Origin of the sequence: Brevibacillus fortis (genome assembly GCF_003013395.1) — a bacterium.
Lineage (GTDB): Bacteria > Bacillota > Bacilli > Brevibacillales > Brevibacillaceae > Brevibacillus > Brevibacillus fortis.
The window spans coordinates 36,688-62,403 of the sequence record NZ_PXZM01000045.1 but is presented as its reverse complement, the minus strand read 5'-3'; the positions used below and the strand labels follow the sequence as shown (position 1 = coordinate 62,403).

General features: G+C 46.9%; 32 protein-coding genes, 1 riboswitch and 1 other annotated feature. Of the genes, 16 read left to right on the top strand and 16 right to left on the bottom strand.

The features are described from left to right. Window positions 1–47: 47 nt before the first annotated feature. A complete protein-coding gene (locus C7R93_RS25260) occupies window positions 48–413 on the bottom strand; it encodes a Na-translocating system protein MpsC family protein (RefSeq protein WP_007722503.1) in 366 nt (121 codons plus the stop codon). Between the two features lie 53 nt (window positions 414–466). Next, window positions 467–1,741, bottom strand: coding sequence for an L-lactate MFS transporter (locus C7R93_RS25255; RefSeq protein WP_341866950.1), 1,275 nt, complete (start codon window positions 1,739–1,741; stop codon window positions 467–469). 402 nt (window positions 1,742–2,143) lie between these two features. On the opposite strand from C7R93_RS25255, the gene fdhD reads away from it, so the two are divergent. Both fdhD and C7R93_RS25245 read left to right on the top strand, forming a co-directional pair. After that, complete coding sequence (gene fdhD, locus C7R93_RS25250) at window positions 2,144–2,941, top strand: formate dehydrogenase accessory sulfurtransferase FdhD (protein WP_106841369.1); 798 nt, start codon at window positions 2,144–2,146, stop codon at window positions 2,939–2,941. Window positions 2,942–3,090: 149 nt separating this feature from the next. After that, a complete protein-coding gene (locus C7R93_RS25245) occupies window positions 3,091–3,618 on the top strand; it encodes a hypothetical protein (RefSeq protein ID WP_158264050.1) in 528 nt (175 codons plus the stop codon). Window positions 3,619–3,654: 36 nt separating this feature from the next. Here the strand turns inward: C7R93_RS25245 and C7R93_RS25240 are convergent, their stop codons facing one another. Next, window positions 3,655–4,287, bottom strand: a complete 633-nt coding sequence (locus C7R93_RS25240) for a molybdenum cofactor guanylyltransferase (protein WP_106841367.1) — start codon at window positions 4,285–4,287, stop codon at window positions 3,655–3,657. A gap of 87 nt (window positions 4,288–4,374) precedes the next feature. Between C7R93_RS25240 and C7R93_RS25235 the strand changes: the two genes are divergently transcribed. Further along, the gene (locus C7R93_RS25235; RefSeq protein ID WP_106841366.1) at window positions 4,375–4,812 is read left to right on the top strand and encodes a Dps family protein; all 438 of its coding nucleotides are present in this window, start codon (window positions 4,375–4,377) and stop codon (window positions 4,810–4,812) included. A 96-nt stretch (window positions 4,813–4,908) separates the two neighbouring features. On the opposite strand, the gene C7R93_RS25230 is transcribed toward C7R93_RS25235, so the two are convergent. The 5 genes from C7R93_RS25230 to C7R93_RS25210 form a co-directional block, all read right to left on the bottom strand. Beyond that, window positions 4,909–5,370, bottom strand: a complete 462-nt coding sequence (locus C7R93_RS25230; RefSeq protein WP_106841365.1) for a hypothetical protein — start codon at window positions 5,368–5,370, stop codon at window positions 4,909–4,911. A 432-nt stretch (window positions 5,371–5,802) separates the two neighbouring features. Then, a complete protein-coding gene (locus C7R93_RS25225) occupies window positions 5,803–6,192 on the bottom strand; it encodes a hypothetical protein (protein ID WP_106841364.1) in 390 nt (129 codons plus the stop codon). A gap of 186 nt (window positions 6,193–6,378) precedes the next feature. After that, window positions 6,379–7,545, bottom strand: a complete 1,167-nt coding sequence (locus C7R93_RS25220) for a dicarboxylate/amino acid:cation symporter (RefSeq protein WP_106841363.1) — start codon at window positions 7,543–7,545, stop codon at window positions 6,379–6,381. Between the two features lie 189 nt (window positions 7,546–7,734). Continuing rightward, window positions 7,735–8,667, bottom strand: coding sequence for a hypothetical protein (locus tag C7R93_RS25215; RefSeq protein ID WP_106841362.1), 933 nt, complete (start codon window positions 8,665–8,667; stop codon window positions 7,735–7,737). 451 nt (window positions 8,668–9,118) lie between these two features. Next, window positions 9,119–9,313, bottom strand: coding sequence for a BhlA/UviB family holin-like peptide (locus C7R93_RS25210; RefSeq protein ID WP_106841443.1), 195 nt, complete (start codon window positions 9,311–9,313; stop codon window positions 9,119–9,121). 179 nt (window positions 9,314–9,492) lie between these two features. Between C7R93_RS25210 and C7R93_RS25205 the strand changes: the two genes are divergently transcribed. From C7R93_RS25205 to C7R93_RS25195, 3 genes are all read left to right on the top strand, one after another. Next, the gene (locus C7R93_RS25205) at window positions 9,493–9,939 is read left to right on the top strand and encodes a helix-turn-helix domain-containing protein (protein ID WP_106841361.1); all 447 of its coding nucleotides are present in this window, start codon (window positions 9,493–9,495) and stop codon (window positions 9,937–9,939) included. Window positions 9,940–10,011: 72 nt separating this feature from the next. After that, window positions 10,012–10,536, top strand: a complete 525-nt coding sequence (locus C7R93_RS25200; protein WP_106841360.1) for an ImmA/IrrE family metallo-endopeptidase — start codon at window positions 10,012–10,014, stop codon at window positions 10,534–10,536. 33 nt (window positions 10,537–10,569) lie between these two features. Further along, complete coding sequence (locus C7R93_RS25195) at window positions 10,570–10,968, top strand: hypothetical protein (RefSeq protein WP_106841359.1); 399 nt, start codon at window positions 10,570–10,572, stop codon at window positions 10,966–10,968. Here C7R93_RS25195 and C7R93_RS25190 read toward each other — a convergent pair. Both C7R93_RS25190 and C7R93_RS25185 read right to left on the bottom strand, forming a co-directional pair. Beyond that, complete coding sequence (locus C7R93_RS25190; RefSeq protein ID WP_106841358.1) at window positions 10,946–11,698, bottom strand: alpha/beta fold hydrolase; 753 nt, start codon at window positions 11,696–11,698, stop codon at window positions 10,946–10,948. The two genes, C7R93_RS25195 and C7R93_RS25190, sit on opposite strands and share 23 nt — an antisense overlap. Window positions 11,699–11,840: 142 nt before the next feature. Next, complete coding sequence (locus C7R93_RS25185) at window positions 11,841–12,398, bottom strand: CGNR zinc finger domain-containing protein (protein WP_106841357.1); 558 nt, start codon at window positions 12,396–12,398, stop codon at window positions 11,841–11,843. Window positions 12,399–12,565: 167 nt separating this feature from the next. On the opposite strand from C7R93_RS25185, the gene C7R93_RS25180 reads away from it, so the two are divergent. The 6 genes from C7R93_RS25180 to C7R93_RS25165 all read left to right on the top strand — a co-directional run bounded on the left by C7R93_RS25180 (window position 12,566) and on the right by C7R93_RS25165 (window position 16,726). Beyond that, a complete protein-coding gene (locus C7R93_RS25180) occupies window positions 12,566–13,060 on the top strand; it encodes a DinB family protein (protein ID WP_106841356.1) in 495 nt (164 codons plus the stop codon). An 84-nt stretch (window positions 13,061–13,144) separates the two neighbouring features. After that, window positions 13,145–13,330: riboswitch (Lysine riboswitch) on the top strand. Window positions 13,331–13,442: 112 nt separating this feature from the next. Beyond that, window positions 13,443–14,891 (top strand): amino acid permease, encoded by a 1,449-nt coding sequence (locus C7R93_RS25175; protein ID WP_106841442.1) that lies wholly within the window; start codon window positions 13,443–13,445, stop codon window positions 14,889–14,891. A 48-nt stretch (window positions 14,892–14,939) separates the two neighbouring features. Then, entirely contained in the window at window positions 14,940–15,086 is a 147-nt protein-coding gene (locus C7R93_RS30100) for a hypothetical protein (RefSeq protein WP_158264049.1), read from the top strand. A gap of 36 nt (window positions 15,087–15,122) precedes the next feature. Further along, on the top strand, window positions 15,123–15,314 hold the full coding sequence (locus C7R93_RS25170; RefSeq protein WP_106841355.1) for a hypothetical protein: 192 nt from the start codon (window positions 15,123–15,125) through the stop codon (window positions 15,312–15,314). Further along, window positions 15,307–15,453 carry a hypothetical protein gene (locus C7R93_RS30420; protein ID WP_167402503.1) on the top strand — a complete coding sequence of 49 codons (147 nt, stop codon included), beginning with the start codon at window positions 15,307–15,309 and terminating at the stop codon, window positions 15,451–15,453. The genes C7R93_RS25170 and C7R93_RS30420 overlap by 8 nt, the downstream gene beginning before the upstream one ends. A 217-nt stretch (window positions 15,454–15,670) precedes the next feature. Beyond that, entirely contained in the window at window positions 15,671–16,726 is a 1,056-nt protein-coding gene (locus C7R93_RS25165; RefSeq protein ID WP_106841354.1) for a TolC family protein, read from the top strand. 72 nt (window positions 16,727–16,798) lie between these two features. Here C7R93_RS25165 and C7R93_RS25160 read toward each other — a convergent pair whose 3' ends face one another. The 5 genes from C7R93_RS25160 to C7R93_RS25140 all read right to left on the bottom strand — a co-directional run bounded on the left by C7R93_RS25160 (window position 16,799) and on the right by C7R93_RS25140 (window position 21,515). Next, window positions 16,799–17,212, bottom strand: a complete 414-nt coding sequence (locus C7R93_RS25160) for an aminoglycoside phosphotransferase family protein (protein WP_244191654.1) — start codon at window positions 17,210–17,212, stop codon at window positions 16,799–16,801. A 63-nt stretch (window positions 17,213–17,275) separates the two neighbouring features. Beyond that, window positions 17,276–18,454 carry an aminotransferase gene (locus tag C7R93_RS25155; protein ID WP_106841353.1) on the bottom strand — a complete coding sequence of 393 codons (1,179 nt, stop codon included), beginning with the start codon at window positions 18,452–18,454 and terminating at the stop codon, window positions 17,276–17,278. Beyond that, window positions 18,451–18,951 (bottom strand): Lrp/AsnC family transcriptional regulator, encoded by a 501-nt coding sequence (locus tag C7R93_RS25150; protein WP_106841352.1) that lies wholly within the window; start codon window positions 18,949–18,951, stop codon window positions 18,451–18,453. Before C7R93_RS25150 ends, C7R93_RS25155 begins: the two co-directional genes overlap by 4 nt. A 96-nt stretch (window positions 18,952–19,047) precedes the next feature. Further along, window positions 19,048–19,289 (bottom strand) — a binding site (T-box leader). A gap of 49 nt (window positions 19,290–19,338) precedes the next feature. Next, complete coding sequence (locus C7R93_RS25145; protein ID WP_106841351.1) at window positions 19,339–20,835, bottom strand: sensor histidine kinase; 1,497 nt, start codon at window positions 20,833–20,835, stop codon at window positions 19,339–19,341. Further along, a complete protein-coding gene (locus C7R93_RS25140; RefSeq protein ID WP_106841350.1) occupies window positions 20,832–21,515 on the bottom strand; it encodes a response regulator transcription factor in 684 nt (227 codons plus the stop codon). Before C7R93_RS25140 ends, C7R93_RS25145 begins: the two co-directional genes overlap by 4 nt. A 279-nt stretch (window positions 21,516–21,794) precedes the next feature. Between C7R93_RS25140 and C7R93_RS25135 the strand changes: the two genes are divergently transcribed. The 4 genes from C7R93_RS25135 to nadD all read left to right on the top strand — a co-directional run bounded on the left by C7R93_RS25135 (window position 21,795) and on the right by nadD (window position 24,673). Continuing rightward, window positions 21,795–22,481: a YceI family protein gene (locus C7R93_RS25135; protein ID WP_106841349.1), complete on the top strand. Its 687-nt coding sequence runs from the start codon at window positions 21,795–21,797 to the stop codon at window positions 22,479–22,481. A gap of 160 nt (window positions 22,482–22,641) precedes the next feature. Next, entirely contained in the window at window positions 22,642–23,424 is a 783-nt protein-coding gene (locus tag C7R93_RS25130; RefSeq protein WP_106841348.1) for an NUDIX hydrolase, read from the top strand. 34 nt (window positions 23,425–23,458) lie between these two features. Further along, window positions 23,459–24,004, top strand: a complete 546-nt coding sequence (locus tag C7R93_RS25125) for a cysteine hydrolase family protein (RefSeq protein WP_106841347.1) — start codon at window positions 23,459–23,461, stop codon at window positions 24,002–24,004. A 30-nt stretch (window positions 24,005–24,034) separates the two neighbouring features. Then, the gene (gene nadD / locus C7R93_RS25120; protein ID WP_106841346.1) at window positions 24,035–24,673 is read left to right on the top strand and encodes a nicotinate-nucleotide adenylyltransferase; all 639 of its coding nucleotides are present in this window, start codon (window positions 24,035–24,037) and stop codon (window positions 24,671–24,673) included. Window positions 24,674–24,730: 57 nt separating this feature from the next. Here the strand turns inward: nadD and C7R93_RS25115 are convergent, their stop codons facing one another. After that, entirely contained in the window at window positions 24,731–25,636 is a 906-nt protein-coding gene (locus tag C7R93_RS25115) for a DMT family transporter (RefSeq protein ID WP_106841345.1), read from the bottom strand. Window positions 25,637–25,716: the final 80 nt, after the last annotated feature.

Sequence of the window (25,716 nt, the reverse complement as noted above, 5' to 3'; positions counted from 1 at the left end):
ATCCGTTACGTCTAAGCCGGTGAACAGGAACGCTGCTTCGTTTAGACTTACGGTTCGTTTTTCATTCTTTTTTCGATGTCTTGATCAAAAACAAAGATCGACATTCCAAAATCCCGTTCAATGTCAATATCGACGAAAAGATCAACGAGTTTTGCTCCAAGAAACGCTTCCATGTCAACTGGCTGGTGTTTCCGATAGATCTCTTTGACCATTTCGGTTCGGGCAGCTCGTAATGTCTGCTTTCCGTCTTCCGAAGTGGCGATGAACTTTTCCACCGGAGAGAGGTTCCCTTCCATTTCACAGATCGCCCAGTTCTTGCAGAACGTGGTGCTGATCTTGCTAGGTCCCTTCCCCATATGGCGCTTTCGGAAAGCCCTGACCAAATTACTGAATTCTGCTTCGAACTTATTCATCGAGGAAAATCACCTTTACTTCAATTCATTCTCTACTTAAACTTTACCATTGATTAACTAGCCAATTCAACAGACTTTTCTCTTTGTTTGGCTTCTTCCTTCAGTTTTTTGATATCCAGACGGACTAATAGCGAGATCACCAGAGCTACCACGAACATTCCTGCGAAAACACTCATCGTTCCTGTATAGCTTTCCGTCGTCTTGCGAACCCATGCTGCAAAGATCGGACCTGCCAAGCCAGCAGCAGCCCATGCCGTCAGAATATAGCCGTGAATCGCGCCCAATTGCTTCGTTCCAAACAAGTCACCAATGTACGCCGGAATGGACGCAAAGCCACCACCGTAACAGGTCATAATGAGGAACATCGCCGCCATGAACAGAATTGGATTGGATAGATTCGGCAGTAAGAAGAACAATACCATTTGGATGGCGAAGAAAGCTGTGTACGTATTTGGTCGTCCAATGAAATCAGACAAAGACGCCCATCCGATACGTCCACCTCCGTTGAACAAACCGTTTAGACCTACCATGAGAGCTGCTGTTCCGACAGACATGCCCACCATTTCTTGCGCCATCGGCGAAGCTACCGAAATAACGGCGATTCCACATGTCACGTTGATAAACAACATCAGCCACAGCCAGTAAAAACGACGTGTCTTGATCGCTTCGTTGGCAGTCAATTGGCACAAATCTTTTTTGATTTGCTTGCTGCCAGCTGTTCCCGAATTAGAAAATCCAGCAGGTACCCAGCCTTTTGGTGGTGGAGCCAAATATTGAGCCGAAGCCAGCATCACAACGAAATAAATAATGCCCAAAATATAAAAGGTGTTCGCGATTCCTACATTTGCAATCAAAGTGTTCATAATCGGACTGGCAATCATCGAGGCAAAACCGAAGCCCATAATGGCAAGACCCGTTGCTAAACCACGGCGATCCGGAAACCATTTGACCAAGGTCGATACTGGCGTGATATAGCCTACACCAAGACCGATACCGCCCAGCACGCCATAACACAAGTACAACAGAGGCAAGCTGCTCAATTGAATCGCCAAGCCAGCCCCAACAGTTCCTACTCCAAAAAAGATCGATGCTAAAATGCCAGCTTTGCGCGGGCCATGCTTTTCTACGTAATGACCGAGAAAGGCAGCAGACAGCCCCAAGAACAAGATCGCAATACTAAACGTAAATTGAACGTCTGGCAAGTCCCAACCAAACTGCTCGGTAATTGGCTTGGTGAATACACTCCATGCGTATACCGATCCAATCGAGATGTGGATGCCTACCGCAGCCAACGCAATGAGCCAGCGGTTTTTCACTTTTTGTTCCAAATCATTCATCTCCTTCGCAATGGTCTTTCGCATACTGTGGATCCATCAGCAGCCTTCTCGAAAAAAAGAAAAACTGCTGATTTCACCGACTCACCCAGGTCTCCACAAATGGAAACGAGGGCTACGATGAAACACAGCAGTTAATCATCAGCAGGAACGCTACATCAGCATCAACAAGCATTGTGTTCACTATGTAATTCGCTGCAAGGCTACAAAATAATCGGTGGCAGGATCGCTGCTCCGTGTCAATCTGTCCTTACGCTATGCATACATGGAAAGACGAAAATTTTATGACACTTTCCATCTCACATAGTATACTACCATGTAAGCGTTCACTCGACAATATTTTCCTCACAAAATAGCCATAAAAACTTCATATTTTCGACAAAAAAGGAGGCCCGTATGTCTGAACTAACCATCACCACCCGATTGCCCGTGTTGAAAATTTCGGCTGACCAACATGGCTGGGAAGACGACGAAATCGTTACCGAGTACCCCCTCACCATTTTCCTCAATGATGAGGAATTCGCTACAATCGTATGTACTCCGGCCGACCTGGAAGAAATGGTCATCGGTTTTCTCGCAGCCGAGGGCGTCATCAAGAGCTACTCGGAAATCAAACAGCTTACGATTAATGAGGCCCAAGGATTTGCTTACGTTGATTTGCATAAAGAAACGATTTTGTCTCAGAGCTTTTACTCCAAACGTAGAATTACTTCCTGCTGCGGAAAAAGCAGACAGTCCTTTTACTTTTTTAGCGATGCACGCACAGCAAAGCCTGTTGAAAGCACAGCAACTGTCACCCCCGCTCAATGCATGCGCCTGATGAAGGAATTGCAAGCATCGTCTGATATCCATCGCCAAACAGGTGGCGTCCACAATGCAGCTCTCTGTACACCGGATGAAGTTTTGCTTCAATTCTCCGACATCGGGCGTCACAATGCTCTCGACAAGATCTATGGGAAATGCTTGCGAGATAACATTTCCACCACGGACAAAATTCTTGTGTTCAGTGGACGCATCTCGTCTGAGGTGCTGCTCAAGGCTGCCAAAATCGGTGCCGGCATCATTTTGTCCAAGTCCGCTCCAACTGATCTCGCCCTGCAATTGGCAGACGAGCTTAAGCTGACCGCAGTTGGTTTTATCCGCAATGACAAGATGAACGTGTATACACAAGCCGAGAGAATCCTCCTACCTTAAATGAGGAATCAATGAAAAGCGGGACGAGCTTAGAGCCCTCCCGCTTTTCATTGTTTTTCATCTGGTATTATCAATGCCCGAGTTAGCCTCTCGGGCTTTTGTTTTTGGTACGTGGGAATTTATTATTTGCAGCAGCAATGTTTCTTTTTATGATGCTTGCAGTGGTCGTCGTCATCTTCGTCGTCATCATCTTCTTCATCTTTGTCTTTGTCTTCGTCGTCGTCATCTTCTTCGTCTTCATCTTCTTTCTCATGCTTCTTGCAACAGTGGTAATCATGTTTTTCATAGCATTTGCAATCATGGTGTTTGCAGCAACAGCAGTGATCTCGGCAATGTTCATGTTTTTTGCAGCAACAATGCGGCTCATCGTATTGACTGTGTTTTTTGCAGCAGCACTGTGGCTCGTAGTAATCGTCGTATTTCTTGCAGCAGCAGTGGTGGTCGTAATACTTGTCGGGTTTTTTGCAACAGCAGTGGTGGTCGTAATACTTGTCGTGTTTTTTGCCGCAACAGTGGTGGGCGTAGTATTTGTCGGTTTTTTTGCAACAACAGTGGTGACCGTAGCATTTGCCCTGCTTTTTGTACTTTCTTGTCATTGCGCTTCCCTCCTTTCGTTAGCCATCACTACTATTCATACGGTTTGTCCAGAAAAATGCTTGTATGATAGCCCCCTATGAACAGCCCTTTTTTCCAAACAAAAAACAGGACACACCTCAAGCATGTCCTGTCTTTCTGCGTTCTTCTTCAATTTTTGCCTGTTCGTACTCTTCGGGCGTGTTGACATTAAATACAGCCCAAGGGTCCAACCATTCATCAGGCAACGGCACTACCCGCAGCTCATCTAATGTCCGCATCAGTTTTCGCTGACCATGCAACAGCGCCTGCTCCCAATTCGCCTGCGTTCTCCGATGATACACTGCGCATAGCGGATGCGTGCGTCCCTCTGATTGGGTGACGATCACATCCCACTCGTCCCTCTCCTTCGCAAATTCAATAAGTTTGGCTATTTGCACCCGATCCATAAAAGGAAGGTCACAGGACAACACCAGTAAAGCCTCCTCGGAACTTACGCGAAAGGCAGTAACCAGTCCACTAACAGGGCCGCAGGATGGTACCAGATCAGGTGTAATTGTGACGGGCTGTTCATCAATTTGTTCCTTTTGTGTCACTTGAGTGTCTGAAAAATCGTTCGATACAATGAAACAAGACAAGCCAACCGCCTGTACTTCCTTTACCAGCTCTGTTAAGAAGGTTCCGTCCCTCCACGGTAATTTTTGCTTGGGCGAACCCATTCTGCTGCTTTTTCCGCCAGCTAAAATAACCGCACCGATACGCAGTTGCTGCATAAATTTCCTCCTGGGTGTTGACAATAATCCTTATTAGTTTATAATAAGTTTAAACAAATAATAATTATAAATAAGGAGAGATTCTCGATGGAAAACACACTCTACAGCGTTCTAAATAAACAAGTGGCGAACTGGACAGTCCTCTATACGAAACTACACAATTTTCACTGGAATGTAAAAGGACCTCACTTCTTTACGCTCCACGCAAAATTTGAGGAATTGTACAACGAAGCAGCAGCGAATCTCGATACCCTCGCTGAACGTGTCCTCTCTATCGGTGGAAAGCCTGTAGCGACTTTGGCTGCATGTCTGAACACAGCAAGCATCACCGAAGCAGAAGGAAGCGAAACAGCTCAGCAAATGGTAGAAACGATCGCGAGAGACTTCTCCATTCTCGTAGATGAACTGAAGCTGGCTATGGAAACGGCAGACCAAGCTGACGATGAAGCGACAGCCGATATGCTGCTGGGAATCCGCAGCAGCCTGGAAAAACACATTTGGATGCTCAAGTCATTCCTACAATAATCAAGTAATTCGATAGACACCAAAAGGCGATTGTGCATAGACACATCGCCTTTTGGTCTTGCCTCCCGCGAAACTGCCTGACCCACCCTGCTTGCGCTAGAGTGAAAAAATCAGTTTCCGCCCGTCTTTTTCTACTTTTACTTGGGGTAAATACTTTAATGACTTCTGTACACCAATGTAGGGACTCGCAAACTCTACCTGGTGACGTGCTTTCAACACGGAACAGAGATCAGCCAATGACATCGGAGACATCGCTTCCTGTAACAGGTTTTCGATGTGCTTCGCAACCTCCAAATAATCATGACGAATGTGCGCCTTTCTCACCTTTATCCGCCTCATCAGATCATCGGAAAATTCCTCAGTTGACATAGCTTCATCCTCTGGGCTTTCATCGTCTCCGATCCCGGCTTCGTTATCCAACTCGCGAATGCGGCTCAAAAGCTGCTTGATGTCAGCTCCCAACTGCTTGTCCTGATCGACATACTGTCGACGCAGTGCCATACGCTGCTCTAGCATGGCCTGCAATGTCATTTGTAACGCTTTCCGTTCGTTAAACATTGCGTTATGTATTCCCCTTTTCGCAAAAAGTAGAATGATGGAATTATATCCAATGATAATATAATTCTCACTTGTTGGAAACGGAAATTTGGACAACCTCCCCCTATCTATTCACCTACAACAGGCGTACCGATTACTAAATGTTTACACGGCGCATCTAAATGGTCTTCAAGCTCGCTTCGGATCAACACCACCTACATGAGCAATACTCATTACCATGTCCACATCCCGCATCACTAAGGAGAACTGAACGGGTGGCACTTGACCAAGAGCGAAAAAACCCATCCATAAATTGGACAGGTTCCTTCAAATACGTTTGCAGATTATCATGTTGTTTTCTCTTATCGATCCGTAATCATACGTCGCATATGTCGTAATCCGTGCCGTAGCTGTTCTGCAACCGTGTTTATATACTACATAGACAATCCTTGATTACAGATTTTCAGCGGACACAGTATAGGAAGGGGAACCAATTATCCCCAATACTTGTACATAGTATTTCTTACCGGCTACTACATTGATCTCCATAGGGGTACTGTAGTCAGATGTTCCAATCTTTGTTTGGTCAGCTTCATATACTTGGAATGCTGGCGACCCTTTGTCATTCGTATGTGTAAGTGTAACGCGAACTTTCCCAGTCTTGTTTGCTTGAAAAACAAAATAATCACGGTCATCGAAATCAGTGGTTCCTGAAATGCTTGAGTTTATTGTAAAGGAATCGGCCGTACCAAAAGTATTGTTAGGCTCTGATTCAGAACTTGCAGCAAATGCAGAGGAAGATACAGCGAATACTAGAGTCAATGCTAGCAGGACTTTTTTCACGAAAATTACCTCCTAAATTTTGGGCTAAGAAAAATATACCATTTATTTTATTGATTGTCAAAATATAATATTTTTTGAAATAAATTGTCGCTTTTAGTAAAAATTTGTTTTTTTATGAAATTTTAATTCCACAAAAAATAGACCCATCCACAATTGGACAGGTCCTTGTTCCCAATAACAGCATGTTTAAGCTGCCTTCTCTTCACTCAATCGATCCGTGATCACCGCAATCGCACCATCACCCGTTACGTTACAAGCAGTACCAAAGCTATCCTGCGCGATATACAGAGCAATCATCAACGAAGTCAACGTGGTGTCAAACCCGAGCATGGACTCCATCAATCCGAGTGCCGCCATGACTGCTCCGCCCGGGACACCTGGTGCGGCGATCATCGTTACACCAAGCATCAAAATGAATGGAAACATCACGTCAAATGATGTTGTCATGCCATTGAGCATCATGACTGCCATGGAACAGCTGACAAGTGTAATTGTACTCCCGGATAGATGGATCGTCGCACAGAGTGGAACGACGAAATCAGCGATCTTTTCGCTCACACCGTTTTTCTTAGTCTGGTTCAGTGTCACAGGAATAGTGGCCGCAGATGATTGTGTTCCAATCGCGGTGAAGTAAGCCGGAAGCATATTTTTCATCAGCGTGAATGGGTTTTTGCGTCCCATCTGGCCCGCTACCAAGTACTGCGCAAACAAATAGAAGAGATGCAAGGCAATAATCATGACGAAAACTTTAACGAATACGGACAAAATCATGGTGACTTGTCCGCCATAGGTCAGGTTGGAAAACACCGACAGGATATGTAATGGAAGCAACGGGATAATGACGGAAGCGATCAGCTTCTCTACGATATCTCTTAAGTCTACCATCACATTTTGCAATGCGTTCCCTTTGATAACAGTCGCTCCGAGACCAAGTGTAAAGGCGAGCAGCAAGGCTGTCATCACACCAACAATCGGCGGCATGTCCACGGTAAAGAACGGCTTCACCAGTGCTTCCTCCGGGTTGGCATACTGATTGACCAATCCGCCTACCTCAAGAATATGTGGAAAAATACTCGTACTGACCAAATAAGCAAGCGCTCCAGCAATGATTGTAGACAAATAAGCAACCCCTGTGGTTACCCCAAGCAAACGGCCTGCCCCTTTGCCCAGCTCACCGATGCCTGGCGCGATAAATCCAATGATAATCAACGGAATCGCAAATCCGAGAAAATTTCCAAACAGGCCACTAAATGTAGCCAATCCTTTCACAACCCAAATCGGCGAAATGGAGCCAATCCCGATCCCAAGGACAATGGCGATCAGAATTTTGGGTAGTAAACCTAGCTGTTTCATGACTTGAACCCCCGTTACGTGTTGATAAATAATGTCCACGTGGAATGGACTATGTCTCTTTTACATGGACTAATGAATAACAAGGTAACACATTCGGGATGAAGTTGTCATGGATCATAAAAAAGTAAGAATATTTAAATTTAAAAAAAGCCCCCAATGAGCGTTACTTACTCACTTGGGGGAACGATATTATTTGGCGCAAAGCACCTGGCGAAACTCTTCTTCGATGTCCGCCAACACGCGCATGGCTTTCGCTAGCTCTTGCTCATTCTTTTCCACGATCAGTGTGTGACAACCTCCGAATTGCTTCGCCTGCTTCTCTTTGATCGCCGCCAGCTCTGGCGAATGCTTCGAGAAAAACACAGCGAAATCCATGGCTCTCCTCGCCCCTAACTGAAACGCAAAATAGGAGAAATGACCAATTTCAGCTGGGGAGAGCCCACCTTCTCCTTCTATCCGTTTCACTACCCGTAAAATCGCTTCCTTTCCGTGTAGGACCGAAGCTTTTGGTTCCATCGATGCACTTTCCTGATAAATCCCCTGGAATAACCGAAGCGCATTTGCGGCAAGTTTTTCTTCAGATGGACTACCAACACGCTCTGGTGCTGTCCAATAGTGATAGGAAAAGAGGCGATCGAAGATTTTTTCGGCTTTCCACGCCAAGACAAACTGGGACAATGGCAAGCTCACAAAAGGAAATCCTGCCGGATCATGCAGATAGATCGCTTGCTCATCCATCTCGTACGCGAGAACAAAATGGTCAGCGCCACCCAAGTAAGCAGCATTTGGATTATACGTCAAATAGCCCATATCAAGCGGTCCTAGTAAAACGGGGCCACGTTCCAAATCACGCCGTAATTCCTCCAAAGGTGGCTCGCCCTCAGCAGCTCCTGATCTTTCCGTCCAACGAAATCCAAGCAGTTCCAGCGCATGACTCACACCACGATCAGGAATCACCTGTCCAAAATAAATGACTTTCTGCTCCTCATGCCACATCGCTCCGATGCCTACGCCAGAAAGCACTTCAAGTACAGCAGGCGATACCTTCTCCCCAATCGTCTCCAAAAGCATAGCTGAAGAATTTGCGTAGCAGTACGGACCACTTCCGATGTACGGTAACATGCTTTTCTCCCTCTTTCTCGTCAATAGTATGGCTTACCTATCATTGACTTCGGGTTGCATGCTTTTCTGACAACGTTTGAAAAATGCTTCTCGTTGTGACCTTCTTCTTCTGACATGACGAAAAACTCTTTCTCAAACCCGGTTTTCTCCCAAAAGGCTTGGTATGCCGGAGCCACATACAGTTCATCCACGTGTCCCGAGTAAGTATCAAAACTGCTAAGTATTAGTAAGACGGTAGAAGTGTGAATGGGGAAAAGGACACAGCAAGTAAAGAAGGACCTTGAAGGGCTAAGAGCCGATCAAGGTCTGGTACAGACTGCATCGATTTGTTCCCTTTGCTGAATAAGCTCTTCAAGGAATCGGGCAACATAAGTAATGTATTCGTATTCGTCACGCTCATCAGAAGGTTTGATGTCGAGAAAGGTCTCTGGAGTGTCAGTAGCCGTCATCGTTATCTCTTCACTTTTCCTTTGATCTCGCGCAATTCCTCGAGGATCAGATCGTATTTGTCGCTATATTTGTCCAACAAGTCTTGTAAACGCCCCTCGCGTTCGCGATTTGCTTTCATAATATAAAACAACAACCAGACAAACAAAGCAGCAAATGGCCCTTGCTGAAGTAATACGGTTGTTACTTGATCTTCCATGTTGATCTCCCCTTTTGTCACTGTACAGAACGAGCGTTCCCAATTCGTTCTTATCTGTATTTTGTACAAAGTGCTTGTACATAATTCGTTGAAAACAAAAATTAAATCCATACTTTTCTTTTCCCCTCCCATTTAGTACAATAATTTTGTACATCCTCACAGGAAGGACTGGCACGCTCATGCTATCTCAGCGCTTACGCACTGCTCGTAAGACAAAAGGTCTGACCCAGGAAGAGTTGGCAGAGCATGTCTGCACGACCAAGGGGACGATCAGTAACTACGAGAACAACCACAGCACACCACCGAACGACATGCTGCGGCAATTGGCTGATGTGCTGGACGTCACGACCGATTGGTTGTTGGGCCGCACAGATGAAGTCACGGCCTATATTCTCCCAGAAACAGGAGAGACTAATAAACGTTCGCTGGACGAGCTCTTGCAGGAAAAGATCGATGACCCGGACGACTACTATTTCCTAGACGGGTATCTGGATGCTTCAGAAGAGGAGAAAAAAGAAATTCGCCGCTACTGGTACGACTTGAAGAAGCAGTGGAAAGTCCGTAAAGTACGCGAGGAAAGACCTCCGTCTTTGTTTGACATCACGGAAGACATCAAAAAAAAATAACCCCAGTGCGGGGTTTTCTTTTCAACGAAAAATAGAACGTACGTTCCTTGCCGTTCTTTTAGGAGGTCATTGATGCTTCACTCCCTTTTGCAAGAAATCTGCGAACCGCAAACATGGCTCGAGAGTCGCGTGTACTTGTTGCTCCAGCATCACGGCATCGACCAACCTGAACAAATCGATCTGCATCTGCTCTGCGAGACGTACGGTATCGAGATCCATCGTATTTGCGGCCGGAGTCGTGCACACGCGCATCCCTTTTTGCCGGGACGTTATGTCATTGCGGTGGACGAGCGACTCGATCTGGCTGCGCAGCGTGTTAAAATCGCACATGAACTCGGACATTTGCTTCTTCATGAAGGCATTCAGCCCCAGAGCAGCGAATGGATGATTGACTGGCAAGAATCGCAGGCGAATCATTTTGCCGAGCATTTGTTGCTTCCCATTTACATGATGAGCACCCTGCTTGCCGATTGTTCTCGATACAACGCCCCGGCTATGTTGGCTCAGCGCTTTCAGGTGCCGATGCCTCTTGCTCGTGCCCGTTTTGAGCGCATACTAAGCCGTATGTATGCCAAAGGCTTTCCCGTCTATGGGTGAATTACGACTCTATTATGTAGGAGGCGATACCGAATGAAACGAGTCTTTATCGCCGGAGATGCATACACGACTCATTTTTTTGATCTCGCCTTGGACCAAGACGAGGAGTTGTCGCTATTACCCTCCTTGCAGGTAGCTAGCTATCACGTGGCCCGCTTTGCTCTCATCATGCGAGATGACGGCCTGAGTGGTCTCGGTATTTTTCCCGGGGACGCCCTTTTGATCTCAGACTTTTCGATGGAGCCTGTAAAAGACAGACCTGTATTGATCCGACAGGAGGGGCAGTTCCTTGTGCGCATCGCAGCAGACGTCAATCCATTGGAATGTCTGTTTACAACCACACGCGAGCAAGACACTCCCATGCTGCTCCCCTCGGAAAACATTCGCATTACAGGTGTTGTATCCGGTATTATTCCACGTTCATCATCGTAACCTCATGAAGCAGCCAATCCTTGATCGCTGCCACCGTTTGCTGCCACTGCTCCTGCGGGGTAATGGCAGCGGGCTGGTCGCCCTCCTGCGATCCATAGCTTCCGAACTGGGAGTGGTTCCCCCCTTCTATGGACATGTACACAGTACGCTCTGGCAAATATTGCTTGCTCTCCTCAAACTCTTTCATATCGATCACACCGTCTCGAGACCCGAGCAAAGACAGCACAGGCAAATTCGCGGTCTTCAAATTCCCCTGGCTGTTCGGGTACGCTCCCAATAAAAACACACCCTTGATTCGATCCGGGTGGTTTGCTGCGAATTGTGCTGCCATGGTACCACCAAGCGAATGTCCTCCGATGACAAACGTTTTATTCGGGTACGCCTTTAATACTTGTGTTGCTCGCTGCATATCACCTACGGCCAAATTCAACGGCATTCGTGCGAGAAAAACATGGTAACCGTAGCCGGCAAGGGCACGGGCAATCGGTGCATAGCTCTCCGGTTTGACCAGTGCTCCCGGATATAAGATGAGTCCCGGTTCGCGTGACTCCCCGCCTTGGAAAATAATCCAGTCATTTGTATCCATGACCGTTATCCCTTCACCGCCTTGCATGGCAGTTAACGCTGCCTGATCGGGCTGATATGGCTGTAAATACCATATAGCCAGACAAATAGCTCCAAGTATCACCAATACGAGTGCCTGCATCCATTTTTTTCGTGCTTGACTCATCCTACCCACCTCGTTTCCGTTCCGATGTATGATGCTACTTATTATGTCTCAAACGCTCTATGCATGTGCATGAATTGTGAATCTCGACAATTCCATGGTGTTGACGAACAAAGGCGTGCCCTGCCACTGCAAGGAAAGCGTATCACCTTTTTTCCTTCTGCCGCTCGCGAAAACGTCGCACTTTCATCAGGTTCCCGCACATTTTGTCATCACACCAGCGGCGCACCCGGTTGCGGCTTTCATCATAAAACACCCAGCGGCAATCCTCGTTGTCACATATTTTGATGCGCTCCAGATGCTGCGGGGCAAGCAACTCCGCGAAAGAAGCCGCAATTTGAGCCATGACGAGTGGCCAGCCCTCTGTTGAGCTGGATTGCTTTTGCCTGTAGCCTCCCTCCTCTTCTACATACAACACCTGCACTTGAAAAGAGGCGAGACCCAAGACTCTGTTCAATTCCACAAGGTCCTCCTCTTGGAATCGGTCTCCACGGACAACGGCTTCCAGCATACGTCTCAAACGTTCGCGCAGTTGCAAAAGAGACGCGGCACACTCCTCATTCATTGGCAGCGGAGCGGTTAAATTGTATGTTTGCAAAAAGGATGCCAGCCATTCCTGGTTCTCCAAACGATTTTCCCCACGACCAGAACCACGCCAATCACGCCAATCACTATTTAAAAAATCGATACAAAGCCAGTCCATGTCATCATCTCTCCTGACTAACCCTTCATTTTTCTCTCTTGTATCACCATACAGGATATGGTAATCTTTATGTGTAACTACCGTAATTTAATTAACTGGTTACAGATTCACATCTTACTGCTATTATAGCGTTTCAGCAATCTGTTTCACAGACGAGGAGGAAGCGTATGAATCGGAAGGATTTGCTTTTGCACGGATGGGAATGTACGTATGACAAGGAAGATTGGTATCCACCCTTAAAAGAAACGCTTTCCGGAGTATCGGCAACCGAGGCTAGCTGGCGCCCTGTGGGAGAAGCAGCCAACACGATCTGGGAAAATGTCAGCCATCTTCTTTATTACAAAGAACGCCTGTTGCATCGTCTATTGGGTACGGAATTTCCTGGATCCGCAAAGACCAATGATGATACCTTCATCCCGTCCGGTGGTCCAGATGATGAAAACGCTTGGCAAGCTACCCTCTTGCGAATGGAAACCGTTCATCGCCACATTCATGAAAAGCTTTCCTTGCTGACAGATGAGGAGTTAGACCAGACAGCTACCTATACGCCCATTTACCAAACCGTGATGAGTCTGGTCCTCCATGATGCGTTTCACACGGGACAAATCGTCCAAATTCGCAAGCTGCAAGGCTCATGGCCTGCCAGACGCTCTTTTGAATAACAAAATTTCACATTGATTAATCACAAACAATCCTTTATAGTTGATAAATCACATAATTGCATACATGTTATCCTCATCTTTCACGGTGAGGATAGAGGTCGCGGCTTTTATATCATCCTGTACGAGATTCAGAGAAAATCAATGACTCCAGGTAAGGAAAATCCGCCGAAGCTCATATCGCGTCTCTGTGCGATTGGGTTGGGGCTGTACTCGAAAGGGACAGAACTGTCACGTTTGCATGCCAAGCAAGCGTGGTGAGCTATCTTCAGTGAAGGCTTGGTGGGGATTGGATGATACCGCCCTATGCCATTTTTTGGCTATGGCGGTTTTTTCGTTTCCGACCTTCCTTCTCAAAAATCAAGAAAGGTCGTGCAAGCATCTTATGTCACAAAATCAATTGCAACGTGGTTTAAAAGCCCGACACCTGACGATGATCGCCATCGGCGGCTCGATTGGGACGGGATTGTTTCTCGCGAGCGGTGGCTCGATCCATTCCGCCGGACCTGGTGGAGCATTAGCCGCGTATGTCGCTATTAGTATCATGGTTTACTTTTTAATGACGAGCTTGGGGGAAATGGCGGCCTTCATGCCTGTGTCCGGTTCGTTTTCGACGTATGCCACACGGTTCGTCGATCCATCTCTCGGCTTTGCTCTCGGCTGGAACTACTGGTACAACTGGGCCATTACCATTGCCGTCGAGCTGTCAGCTTCCGCACTCATTATGAAATATTGGTTCCCGGATACCCCAGCGATATTGTGGAGCGCTTTATTCCTCGGATTGCTGTTTGCCTTGAATCTCCTGTCTGTGAAAGCCTATGGAGAATCTGAATATTGGTTTGCTTTGATCAAAGTCATAACCGTTATCGTCTTTATTATTGTGGGTGTGTTGATGATTTTTGGTATTATGGGCGGCCAAGCAGTTGGTCTCCAAAACTTCACCAAAGGCGACGCACCATTCAATGGCGGCTTCATGGCCCTGCTCGGCGTCTTCATGATTGCCGGATTCTCTTTCCAAGGGACAGAGCTGGTTGGTGTCGCAGCTGGGGAGAGCGAAGACCCTGCACGCAACATTCCGAAGGCCATCCGTCAAATTTTTTGGCGCATCCTGCTCTTCTACATCCTCGCGATTATGATCATCGGATTGTTGGTTCCATACGATAATCCAAATCTGATCAGTGGCGACATTACGGATATTGCAATCAGTCCGTTTACGATTGTATTTGAAAATGCCGGATTTGCTTTTGCAGCATCCGTCATGAATGCGGTTATTCTCACGTCTGTATTGTCTGCTGGTAACTCTGGAATGTACGCCTCTACACGCATGCTGTGGAACTTGGCGAAAGAAGGTAAAGCTCCAAAATGGTTCGCAAAAGTAACAAGTAACGGCGTACCGATCAATGCCTTGATCTTGACTGCGCTCATCGGTGCTCTTGCTTTTCTGTCCTCTCTGTTCGGGGAAGGCGAAGTGTACGTATGGCTTTTGAATGCGTCCGGTATGTCTGGCTTCATCGCTTGGCTGGGAATTGCCATCAGTCACTACCGTTTCCGCAAGGCGTTTATCGCTCAGGGCCGTGATTTAAGCGAATTGCCTTATCGGGCAAAGTGGTTCCCGTTTGGCCCAATTTTTGCCTTCATCATTTGCTGTATCGTTATTTTGGGGCAAAACTACTCCGCATTCATGGGTGGAATGATCGACTGGTATGGCGTCCTGGTATCTTACATTGGCCTGCCACTCTTCTTAATCATTTGGCTCGCTTATAAAATCACTCAAAAGACCAAGCTCGTCCCTCTAGAACAAGTAGACTTCAGCATGGATGAAGACACGAAATAATCGAAGAAAAAATTACGGACTTCCGTTAGCTGAACGGGAGTCCTTTTTATGTTTAAAAACTGCCCCAAAAGAGCCGATAGTATAGCTGGCGTTGCTAAAACACGAAAGGTTGACCCTGCAACTGGCAGTGTCAGCTACGTAGAGCTTCCGCAAAAACCGCATGGGACGCCGAACGACTATGTGAATCCATGCTGACTCTGGACATACTAACTCGTAAAGGAGGAGACGAACATGTATGACAATCGCGAAAACGACCTGCCTGATTTTAAACAACTGAATGACAGACTGATCGCTCAACCTCCAACTAGCCCAATACTCGCAATCCGTACCAATCTGGACACGGAACCAAATGACGTCGACAATCCGTATGTGCAACAAGAACCTAAACGTACTGGACAAAATAAGGGGGAAGCAAATGACTGATCGCATATCAAAGGAAAAACCGGACATGGGTTATAACGGCAGCAATATGCATGGTTATTCCATTACAGAAAAGGAAGGGACATTGGACCAAACTGCCAAGGCGGCTGCGGAAAACAAAGAAAACAGGGACAAAGAATAGTTCTTTTCCCATTACGACTAAAAATCCCCTTTAGGGAAACAGGCAGATGCTCATTTTGCTTTTTTCCTAAAGGGGATTCTTTTTGGATTTCTGACCAAGAACATGGTGAAAAAACATTTTTTTATTGACGAAATCCTATTGGAAATATATACTTTTCATGGATTTGATAATGAGAATCGTTATCAAATTCTTTTATATACGATCAGGAGGTTGCCCCATGAAATCCAGGCTCTTCAAACACATTTACAGCACAACACTAGTCACTTCTCTACTCACAGGTGGCGCCCATTTGGCTCTGGCTGCTCCACTCGTGGCCACTGCTGAACAGACGGATGTTTCCCCTTTGTCGCTAGATTTTGCAGTTGAACAGGCACTAAAGAACAGCCTTGATCTAGAACTGCTTCGGCTTGACTTAGATATTACAAAGTACGAGACATCCAGCACTCTGAGAGAAAAAGCAGAAATCAAAAAAGCCGACATCATGACGCTGGCTGACGCAAAAAAGAAATTCGAAGACTCAGCTAAAGCGATCAAAGAAGTGGTCGTCGATGAAGTCGCCCTGAATACGCAAAAAAACACCCTTCAATTGCAAGTGCAAAAAGCTTTCTTCGAAGTTCAATCATTAGAAGCCAAAATCAAAGCGCAAAAGAAAAGCTTGCAAAGACAGTACTGGTTGGACTCGCAAGAAACAGAAGCTCATAAAAATCTTTCTGCCCTTGAAGCCAGCTACAAACAAGCATTGGCCAAGCTCAACGATTTATTGAATGAAAAAGCAGACAGACAATGGAAAGTGATCGCCACTGATCTGACCCAGCACGAGCTGCTTTCCTTGGAGCAATTGCAGGCAAAAGCTTATGAAAAACGTCCCGAGATGATCAAAGCACAAGCAGAAATAGATTTTGCCCAAGTAAGAATTGACTACACGGCAGAGTATTCCGCACTCAGCACACTTAAAGGCACGGTCGCCAAAAATGAGCACAAAAAAGCGGAGCTGCAAAAACAAAAAACACAAAAGAAAGTCGGACAAGAAGTAAGTGACAACTATGCGAAGGTGCTGGCAACGAAAAAGGCATTAGAGGAAAGTACAGCAAAGAAAGAAACCGCATTGGAGCGCTATCAGGCAACCATCGATCAATATAGATTAGGAAAAGCATCGCTGAAAGAACTGATGGAAGACGAAGCAAACCTGTTTGACTCCGAAACAAAAGCAATCGAGTCCGTTTATCAGTACAATCTCACTGCTACCACATTGAATCAGTCGACCGGCTATTAATATTTCGCACAACGAAGGATCTCATTTATTCATTTAAAATAAAGAAGGCTTCATCCTTAAGGGTGAAGCCTTTTACTCATTTATTAGCCTCTCAAAAACCTCCGGCATCATCAAACGGCCACCGTCTACACCAAAATCCTCTATGAACCACCAAGCCGATAGTACACTATGGCAATATGCCCACGCCAACACTCTCTCTTTTTGCAAAGACAGTGCCTTCGTCAGTCCATCGACCCGTTGCTTCATTACTTCTTTTACCCGATCCTCTGGCAAATGGTTCAGCAAAAACGGAATCACCTCGTATTCCCTCTCCCCGATTAGCCCCTTTGGATCAATTGCTAACCACGGCTTTCTTTCTGCGCGCAAAATATTTTCATGATGAAGATCACCATGCAGCAGGCACTGTTCTTTTGGTGTGGAGAGAAGCTTTTTGTACCATTGCGGGGCGTAGGCCGAAGTGCAGACTGGAAATGCGCTTCTTCCCACTACAGCCACTCGTCAAAAAAGGGAGCAGCTTGAAAGCCGCCCCCCTTTATTTCCCGGAAAATGTTATGACAGTCGTCCCATCAAGCTCTCCATACGATCCAACGCCTTTTTCAACTGCTCCATCGATGTTGCATAAGAACAACGGATATGCCCCTGACCGCTTTCACCAAACACGTCTCCAGGTACGACAGCTACCTTTTCCTCCATGAGTAGCTTCTCCGCAAACTCTGAAGAGCTGAGACCTGTAGACGCAACAGATGGGAATGCGTAGAATGCTCCATCAGGCTCATGACAAGTCAATCCGATTTGACGGAAACCATCTACCACATAATTGCGGCGCTGACGGTAGCTCTCGATCATCCGTTCCATATCAGAACGTCCATGACGCAAGGCTTCCAACGCAGCCATCTGAGCCATCGTCGGTGCACACAGCATGGTGTACTGGTGGATTTTCAGCATGCCTGCGAGCAAATCAGGTGACGCGCAGACATATCCCAGACGCCAGCCGGTCATCGCGAACGCTTTGGAAAAACCGGAGATCAGGATCGTTCGATCTTTCATCCCTGGCAGAGCCGCGATACTATCATGCATCCGTCCATAGGTAAGCTCCGCATAAATCTCATCGGAGATCACCATGAGGTCGTGCTTTTCAATGATCGGCAAAAGTGTTTTCCACTCTTCAGCCGTCATTGTCCCCCCGGTCGGGTTATTTGGATAGCAGAAAATGATTGCTTTTGTACGCGAGGTGATGTGCGTCTCCAACTCCTGCGGTGTCAGCTTGAACTGGTTCTCCATCGTCGTTTTCAGGAAAACCGGTACCCCGCCAGCCAAACGAATAACAGGTTCATAGGAAACATAGCAAGGTTCCACGACCAACACTTCATCACCCGGATCGAGAATCGCACGCAGCGCGATATCAATCGCTTCGCTGGCACCGACTGTCACGAGAATTTCTGTCTCTGGATGATAGCTGACAGAAAATCGTTCTTCCAAGTATTTCTGTATTTCCACGCGCAATGGCAGCATACCAGCATTGGATGTATAAGCTGTATGTCCACGCTCCAGCGAAGAAATCGAAGCTTCTCTCATACGCCAAGGAGTGACGAAATCAGGCTCCCCTACCCCTAAGGAAATGACACCCTCCATCGATGCTGCCAAATCGAAAAAGCGGCGAATGCCTGATGGCTTCAACGATTGAACTGTATTGGATAAACGGTTTTTGACTTTGACTTGTGTACTCACGGCGTAACCACCATCCTGTGATCTTCGTCACGATCTTCCAGCTCAATGCCATCGTGCTTGTAACGTTTCAAAATAAAGTGTGTAGCTGTTGAGACAACCGAATCGAGAGTGGACAGCTTTTGCGAAACAAAAGTGGCTACCTCTTTCATCGTTTTGCCCTCCAAAATAATCGACAAGTCATAGCTTGCACCAGACATCAAGTAAACAGCCTTCACTTCTGGGAAACGGCAGATTCGCTCCGCCACTTCATCAAAGCCGACGTCGCGCTTCGGCGTCACTTTTACATCAATCATGGCGTTCACGTACGGATGATCGTCCACACGCTCCCAGTTCACCAGCGCTGGATATTTGACAATGACCTTCTCGGCTTCCAATGTTGCAATCGTCTGCTCAACGACCTCTGTCGGCTCCCCGATCATTTTTCCGATTTGCTCAGAGCTCATGCGACTGTCTTCTTCCAACAGGTGCAACAGCTCTCTTTGCTTCAAGCGATCCATGCCCCACCACTCCAGTTTTCTCTTTATTTTTTAAACACACAACCTCATAAAGCAAAAAGCCCCAGCAACCAGACTCATGATTTCCATGAATCCGATTGCTGAGGCGAAGGTATCGCGGTACCACTCAGCTTTTTTGCCTCTCTCACAAAAGGCAAACTTGTGCTGTCCATAAAGACATGCGCCCCATAACGTGGGCTATCCGCTGCTTTCTACTTGGCATTTTCAAAAGCAGAGCTCCAAGGTGGCTTTCAAAAAGAGTTCGCGGCTGCCCTCTCAGCTAACAGGCAACTCTCTGGACGTCAAAATCCCTTTTTTACTTTCCTTATCACGGCTGTGTTGGTTGTTTTATTGAATGTCTCAGATTATAAATGAGGTTTTCTCTCATTGTCAACCAACAACTTCTGTCTTCTGGACCTCTTTCAAACTCTTAGGCAACCAGACGCGAAAGACGGTCCCTGTTCCCAAGCTACTTTGTACGTCAATTTTTCCCCGATGATTTTCCACGATAGATTGGGTGATCGACAGCCCCAGACCAGCACCTCCGCTTTTGCGTGCGCGTGAGGATTCAAGCCGGTAGAAACGGTCGAATACATGCGGGACATGCTCCGGTGCGATTCCTGCCCCATTGTCTCTGATCGTCAGTTCAATCCCATTGGCAAGAGTGTTCAATGTAAGCTCGATCTCACCGTTCACAGGGTCAGTATGCTGCACCGCATTTTGAAACAGATTGAGAATGACTTGTTTCATTCCGTCACAGTCGAAAGTAGCCGTAACATTCGATTCTACCCGAAAGTTAACTTTTCGGTCACCCGCCAGGACCATGAGCTGTGATTCCATACTGTGCACGACAGCATCCAACTGCCCTTCTTGCAAAAGGAAGGCCGGTTCCCGATCCATGCGGGCCAGGTACAACAAATCGTTGACCAGTTTGTTCAGCCGCTCTGTCTCGCCGTGCATGCTTTTCAATGCTTTCTGCAAATGTTCGGGATTTGCCGCCGCACCGCGCAGCAGCACCTCCAAAAAACCATGGATGGATGTCAGGGGTGTTCGCAATTCGTGCGAGGCATCCGCCACAAAGCGTCGCATCCGCTCCCCAGCTTCTTGCTCGATTTTAAAGGAGGTTTCCAACCGCTCCAGCATTCCGTTAAAGACTGCCGATAGTTGATCAATCTCCATCTGGCCTTGATCCATCGGCAGTCGCTCATCCAAATTGCCCGCATTGATTCGCTCAACCGTCACTTCGATACGTGAGAGTGGGTTCAACGTTCGGCGAAGCACAGGCACATAGGTTAACAATCCGATGAGAAGAGCGAGTGCCGATGCAGAGAAAAAAATGATCAACTGCGGAAACAGCACTTCCCTCATTGAACCGACAGGTGTGCTTAGCTGCACGATGCCTTCCAGATGTTCCGGTGATTTGACTGGTGCCAACACGACCAAATAATCTTTCCCACTGCTACCTTCTAATATTTTGTATTTGAAAGAGCATACTCCACTAGCCAGGATCTCGCGGTATAGACTCTCAGGAAAGCGCGGGGAATACCCTTCGCTCGGATTCGCAAACAACTCCGTCACGCTGGCGTCGTTGTCAATAAAGGCATACTTGATATCGGGTGTGCGCAAGGAAAGCAATGCGCTGACATACTGATCGTTTTTCGGGAGCGTTACCGTGTCCTCCAAGACCTGATAAGGAACAGTGACAGCCAGATTTAACAAGCTTTCTGCTTTACTTCGATACAAGAACTGCTCCATCAAAAAGTATTGAATAATGCCGATCAAGAGCAGCAACCCGGATAAGATAAATAACGAACGAGACAACAGCTGATATCGTAAAGAGTTCGGTTCTAGAAAAGAGGCCCATTGATTATTTCGATTCGTCGTCATATAAAATCTACCCGATAGCCTGCACCTCGCAGAGTGCGAATGATCCGATGCTGACGATCGTTCAGTTTGTCACGCAGGGAGCGGATATACACCTCGACAATGTTCTCCTCCCCACCGAAATCATAGCCCCACACGTTATCCAGAATCATTGGTTTGCTCAGCACCAAGCCATGATTCGTCACCAAATATTTCAGCAAAGAGTATTCCGTTGGCGATAGCTCCAGAAGTGTTTCCTCGTAGCTAATTTCCTTTCGCCTGTCATCGATCTGGAATGGGCCGAGATGTACTTTGGAGAGCAAATGCGGGTAATGATTGCGAATGCGCGCATGAATACGGGCAAGCAGCTCCTCAAAGCTAAATGGCTTGATCATGTAATCATCCGCACCGAGCGTCAGCCCTTTTACTCGATCTTCCACGTCTTCTCTGGCTGTGAGCATGATCGTTGCTACATTCTGTATCTTTTTCAGCATCCGGCATACCTCGAAGCCATCCATACCTGGCATCATCACATCGAGAATAACGACATGGGGCTGATGCTCCTTCACCATGGTCACGGCGGTCATCCCATCTTGTGCCGTCAATACTTGGAAGCCTTCATTTTCAAGACCCATCTCCAAAAATTGCAGAATGGTCGGTTCATCATCGACAAGCAATATTTTAATGCCTTTGTTTAGGCTCATTTCTTTCACCTCACCTCTATTTTACCTAATCAGGCCAAATATAGCTGAAAGTTTGCTGAATATGCCCTGAGTACGAGCTGAAAGCTTCTTGCATAAAAATAAACCAAAAAATGTAAATGAAACATAGAAAACGTTGATAATTCTCTTTCCATTGCACATTCAACAAACTTTCAGCCAGCTTTCAAGCCCCACTCAGCTTCCTCTCTCATAATGATCTCTGCGAAGGCACATACATACGACGCAAGTCTAAACACTTCAAAAAATGGAGGTTTTACAAAAATGAAAAAGAATTCCGTCATTCTGACTGCCTCAGTTGCCACGCTCGTGGTCGGTATCGGAGGCTACATGCTCTATGACTATTTTGCGGGAAACCATGTGGAAATCCAGCCTGCAGCTGCGGTAACCACAGCCTCATCTACCGCTTCATCAACGGCTCTGACAGCAGATCAACTGAATAAAAAATGGAAGATCAATGACCAATCCAAAGTCTATTTCTCCGTAACTACGTCGAAAGAAACAGTAAACTTTGAAATGAACGGCATTACCGGCAGCTGGGATGTGAACCTCTCTGCACCCGCTCAAATGAAAGCAACAGCTTCCGCTGATCTGAATCAGCTGAACTCCGGTAATGAAAAGCGCGACACCCATATCAAATCCCCTGATTACTTTGATACAGCCGTACACCCCGCCGCTACCTTTGAAGCGAAATCTTTTGAGAACTGGCCAACGACGTGGACAGAAGGACAAAAGGCTTCGTTCACCATCAATGGCGTCTTGACTGTCAAAGGGATCGCCAAAGACGTGAAAATTGATGCAGACGCGATTTATTCCCAAGGCAAGCTACAGTTGGAAGGTACGTCCATCGTAACGTTTGGTGACTTCGGATTGACCAGCCCTCATACGATCGTGGCCAAAACGGAGGAAAACATTAACATTACATTGCGACTTGCGTTGGATGCTGTTTAATCAATCGCTTTTCGCGGGAACTGCTTCGAGAGACGTCTGATACGCACAGACGTCTTTTTTCACAGATTTTTACATTGTAATATTGACATTGTTAAAATGATATCATACTATAAATGCATGATAACAGATTCGAGCAAACGGAAAGGATGATCTTGTGAGTATGTCTCCCCTTCGAGCCAAACGCATCCACTTTCGGACCAAAAAGTATCGCTCGCCGGATGGACTTCCAACAGATATTTGCCTCTTTACGATCCTTTCCATCCCGCGCCATACGAAAACCAAATCGCTGCCACACAAGCAATTGGCCGTTCTTCTGATCAAGCGAAAAAGCGATACATTTGGAGAGCAATGGGCCTTGCCCGGCGGATTTTCCCATGAATCGGAGACACTGGACGAATGCGCCTATCGCGAGTTAAAAGAAGAGACGAATATTGACCGTGATGTACACATCGAGCAGCTGAAGACATACTACAAGCCGGGAAGAGACCCTCGCGGCTGGATTCCGAGTGTTGCCTATGTCTCCCTCGTTCATGAAGAGTTATTGAAGCACACACAGGCAAACGACGATGCATCAGACGCGCAGCTGTTTCCGATTGAGGAAGCTTTTGCCCTCAACCTTGCTTTTGATCATCGTGAAATTTTGACGGACGCCTTACAGCGAGTCCGTGAGCAAATGCTTCAAACGACAATTGCCAAAGCGTTTTTGCCAGATGAGTTTACCTTGAGCGAACTGCTGCAAGTGATCGAGACCGTCGTTCCATCCTTCTCGTCAAAAGATCGCGGCAATTTTGAAAGGCGCCTGCTTGCGACAACCAGACGGCAAGGACTTCTCGAACCAGTTTTATCGGCTGATGGGCAGCCTGTCTACTCGACCGAGTTTTCGAATTCGCCAGCCAAGCTCTATCGCTTTACCGGCTTCACCCCGACTGCCATGATTTACTGAGCAACTCCACACTCACATTCAGGAGGTTTTTGCCATGAAAGCTTTGATTGTGATCGACTACACGAATGATTTTGTCGCGACAGATGGCGCATTGACTTGTGGGGAGCCTGGTCAAGCTATTGAAGGACGCATTGGAGAACTGATCCGCGACTTCCTCGCAGAAGGCGACTTTGTCGTCATGGCAGTCGACGCTCATCGTGAGCAGGACCCGTACCACCCTGAGACAGGACTCTACCCTCCGCACAACATTATCGGTACCTCTGGCCGGAATTTGTACGGCAGGATTCAGGACATTTACGAGGAATTCGAAGATACGATTCACTGGATGGATAAGACGCGCTACAGTGCTTTTCAAGGCACCGATCTTGCGCTATTGTTGCGCACGAGAGGCATCACTGAGATTCATCTGGTAGGTGTCTGCACGGATATTTGTGTATTGCATACAGCGATTGAAGGCTTCTATAACGGCTTTTCCGTCGTCATCCACGAGGATGCAGTAGCGAGCTTTCTTCCAGAAGGTCACCAATGGGCTCTTGGTCATTTTCAGAACCAGCTTGGGATGACTGTCCGAAAAAAATAACTAGCTCATGGCGAACAGGAGGCAATTTTTATGCGAATCGGCATTTATGGCAGCAGCTTTGATCCCATAACGTACAGCCATTTGTTCACGGCAGCGACCGTCGCTCACCGGAGACGACTGGACAAAGTCATTTTCGTACCATGCTCTTCGAAGCGTCATGATAAAAAATTGCAGACTGATGACGTCCACCGCTTGCACATGCTCAAACTGGCTTTGGCTGGCAGTGCACACAAAACAAACAATTTTGGCGAACCTCTTTTCGAAATTTCTACAGTTGAGATGGATGCCTTGCCAGGTGAAACCTACACGTATGACACGATGATGCACATGAAAAAGAAGTATCCGAACGACGAGCTCTTTTTCATCATGGGATCAGATTTGTTAGAGGGACTATCGAACTGGGGCAACGCAGAAAAGCTGGTCGCAGGCTTCAACTTCATCGTTATGTCGCGCGAAGGTTATCCGACCGCTGACCTGATTGCAGAGGACGCGCTGTTGCGCAATCACGACGAGCATTTTCTCATCATGAGCAAAGGCATCAATATGGGGATCAGCTCTACTTACATCCGTGACGAAATCCGCAAGGGCGGCGACCCCAGCTTCCTATTGCCGGATGCTTGCCTTCAGTACATTTATGAAAAGGGAATCTACAAAGAGCCCTACGTATAAATGCACAAAGAAAAACAGCCGACCTGTGAAGTGTCGGCTGTTTTTTTGTCGTCTCCATCAACGATTGAGAACATTGGCAATGGCAGGCTTTTGTATCTTTTTCTGATAGTTCACCAAGTAAATGCTGCACACGATCAATACCAGACCGGCGATGAGCGAATACGTAACTGGCTCGTCCATAAAAATAGTGCCTGTGACAACTGCGATGAGCGGCACCAGAAACGTAAAGGCGGCCACCTTGCTCGCTTCGCCTGCATTCACAAGCCCAAAGTAAATGACAATGGCAATCGGCACGCCAAAAGTCGCACCATAGCTGAGACCGATCAAATAAGGTACATTCCAGACAATGTCCGACCAGCTTTCAACACCTGTCCCCAAAAGAGTTAAGGCGGCGCCACCAATGATGCATTGCATGGCAACCATCCACAGCGAATCTACCTTGGCACTGACTTTTTTCACATAGATCACGCCCAGCGCCCACGTCAGAGCCGTCAATAAGCCTAAAATGACGCCCACAATGGAAACCTGTCCAGTCAGTCCATCTGCACTGACAGCAAGTATCCCGAGGAATCCCATGATCAGCCCAATGACCTTGAGCACCGTCATGCTCTCACCTAGCCACAACCAGGCAAAGAGCCCAATCAAGATTGGCTGGAAGTAGACCAATACAGAGAATAATCCACCTGGCAAATACACGAGTCCAACCGTCTGAATGCCGTAAAAGCACAATGTATTCAGAAAGGCAGATATACAATAGCGCAACCAGTTTTCACGCCAGTTAATCTTTTTCCATTTCGGCAAAATGAATAAAGCTAGCAGAAGTCCGCCAATCAGCGAACGCATTCCTGCAAATAAAATCGGTGGAGTATAGGCGAGCGACATTTTGTAGATCGACCAGCTTAATCCCCACATCAACACCAAACTTGCAATAGCTAATACAGTCTTTCCCGAAAACTTTCCCACGAGGGGCCTCCCTTTCTAGCTGCACACTTGCACTTATGTTTTTGTCCGCCTCCTATAGTACCACACAAAAGAAAAAGCCA

Coding starts and splice junctions, on each gene's coding strand:
- C7R93_RS25260 (WP_007722503.1), bottom strand. CDS start 413: ATGAATAAGTTCGAAGCAGAATTCAGTAATTTGGTCAGGGCTTTCCGA.
- fdhD (WP_106841369.1), top strand. CDS start 2,144: ATGTCTGAACTAACCATCACCACCCGATTGCCCGTGTTGAAAATTTCG.
- C7R93_RS25245 (WP_158264050.1), top strand. CDS start 3,091: ATGATGCTTGCAGTGGTCGTCGTCATCTTCGTCGTCATCATCTTCTTC.
- C7R93_RS25240 (WP_106841367.1), bottom strand. CDS start 4,287: ATGCAGCAACTGCGTATCGGTGCGGTTATTTTAGCTGGCGGAAAAAGC.
- C7R93_RS25235 (WP_106841366.1), top strand. CDS start 4,375: ATGGAAAACACACTCTACAGCGTTCTAAATAAACAAGTGGCGAACTGG.
- C7R93_RS25230 (WP_106841365.1), bottom strand. CDS start 5,370: ATGTTTAACGAACGGAAAGCGTTACAAATGACATTGCAGGCCATGCTA.
- C7R93_RS25220 (WP_106841363.1), bottom strand. CDS start 7,545: ATGAAACAGCTAGGTTTACTACCCAAAATTCTGATCGCCATTGTCCTT.
- C7R93_RS25215 (WP_106841362.1), bottom strand. CDS start 8,667: ATGTTACCGTACATCGGAAGTGGTCCGTACTGCTACGCAAATTCTTCA.
- C7R93_RS25210 (WP_106841443.1), bottom strand. CDS start 9,313: ATGGAAGATCAAGTAACAACCGTATTACTTCAGCAAGGGCCATTTGCT.
- C7R93_RS25205 (WP_106841361.1), top strand. CDS start 9,493: ATGCTATCTCAGCGCTTACGCACTGCTCGTAAGACAAAAGGTCTGACC.
- C7R93_RS25200 (WP_106841360.1), top strand. CDS start 10,012: ATGCTTCACTCCCTTTTGCAAGAAATCTGCGAACCGCAAACATGGCTC.
- C7R93_RS25195 (WP_106841359.1), top strand. CDS start 10,570: ATGAAACGAGTCTTTATCGCCGGAGATGCATACACGACTCATTTTTTT.
- C7R93_RS25190 (WP_106841358.1), bottom strand. CDS start 11,698: ATGAGTCAAGCACGAAAAAAATGGATGCAGGCACTCGTATTGGTGATA.
- C7R93_RS25185 (WP_106841357.1), bottom strand. CDS start 12,398: ATGGACTGGCTTTGTATCGATTTTTTAAATAGTGATTGGCGTGATTGG.
- C7R93_RS25180 (WP_106841356.1), top strand. CDS start 12,566: ATGAATCGGAAGGATTTGCTTTTGCACGGATGGGAATGTACGTATGAC.
- C7R93_RS25175 (WP_106841442.1), top strand. CDS start 13,443: ATGTCACAAAATCAATTGCAACGTGGTTTAAAAGCCCGACACCTGACG.
- C7R93_RS30100 (WP_158264049.1), top strand. CDS start 14,940: ATGTTTAAAAACTGCCCCAAAAGAGCCGATAGTATAGCTGGCGTTGCT.
- C7R93_RS25170 (WP_106841355.1), top strand. CDS start 15,123: ATGTATGACAATCGCGAAAACGACCTGCCTGATTTTAAACAACTGAAT.
- C7R93_RS30420 (WP_167402503.1), top strand. CDS start 15,307: ATGACTGATCGCATATCAAAGGAAAAACCGGACATGGGTTATAACGGC.
- C7R93_RS25165 (WP_106841354.1), top strand. CDS start 15,671: ATGAAATCCAGGCTCTTCAAACACATTTACAGCACAACACTAGTCACT.
- C7R93_RS25150 (WP_106841352.1), bottom strand. CDS start 18,951: ATGGATCGCTTGAAGCAAAGAGAGCTGTTGCACCTGTTGGAAGAAGAC.
- C7R93_RS25145 (WP_106841351.1), bottom strand. CDS start 20,835: ATGACGACGAATCGAAATAATCAATGGGCCTCTTTTCTAGAACCGAAC.
- C7R93_RS25140 (WP_106841350.1), bottom strand. CDS start 21,515: ATGAGCCTAAACAAAGGCATTAAAATATTGCTTGTCGATGATGAACCG.
- C7R93_RS25135 (WP_106841349.1), top strand. CDS start 21,795: ATGAAAAAGAATTCCGTCATTCTGACTGCCTCAGTTGCCACGCTCGTG.
- C7R93_RS25130 (WP_106841348.1), top strand. CDS start 22,642: ATGTCTCCCCTTCGAGCCAAACGCATCCACTTTCGGACCAAAAAGTAT.
- C7R93_RS25125 (WP_106841347.1), top strand. CDS start 23,459: ATGAAAGCTTTGATTGTGATCGACTACACGAATGATTTTGTCGCGACA.
- nadD (WP_106841346.1), top strand. CDS start 24,035: ATGCGAATCGGCATTTATGGCAGCAGCTTTGATCCCATAACGTACAGC.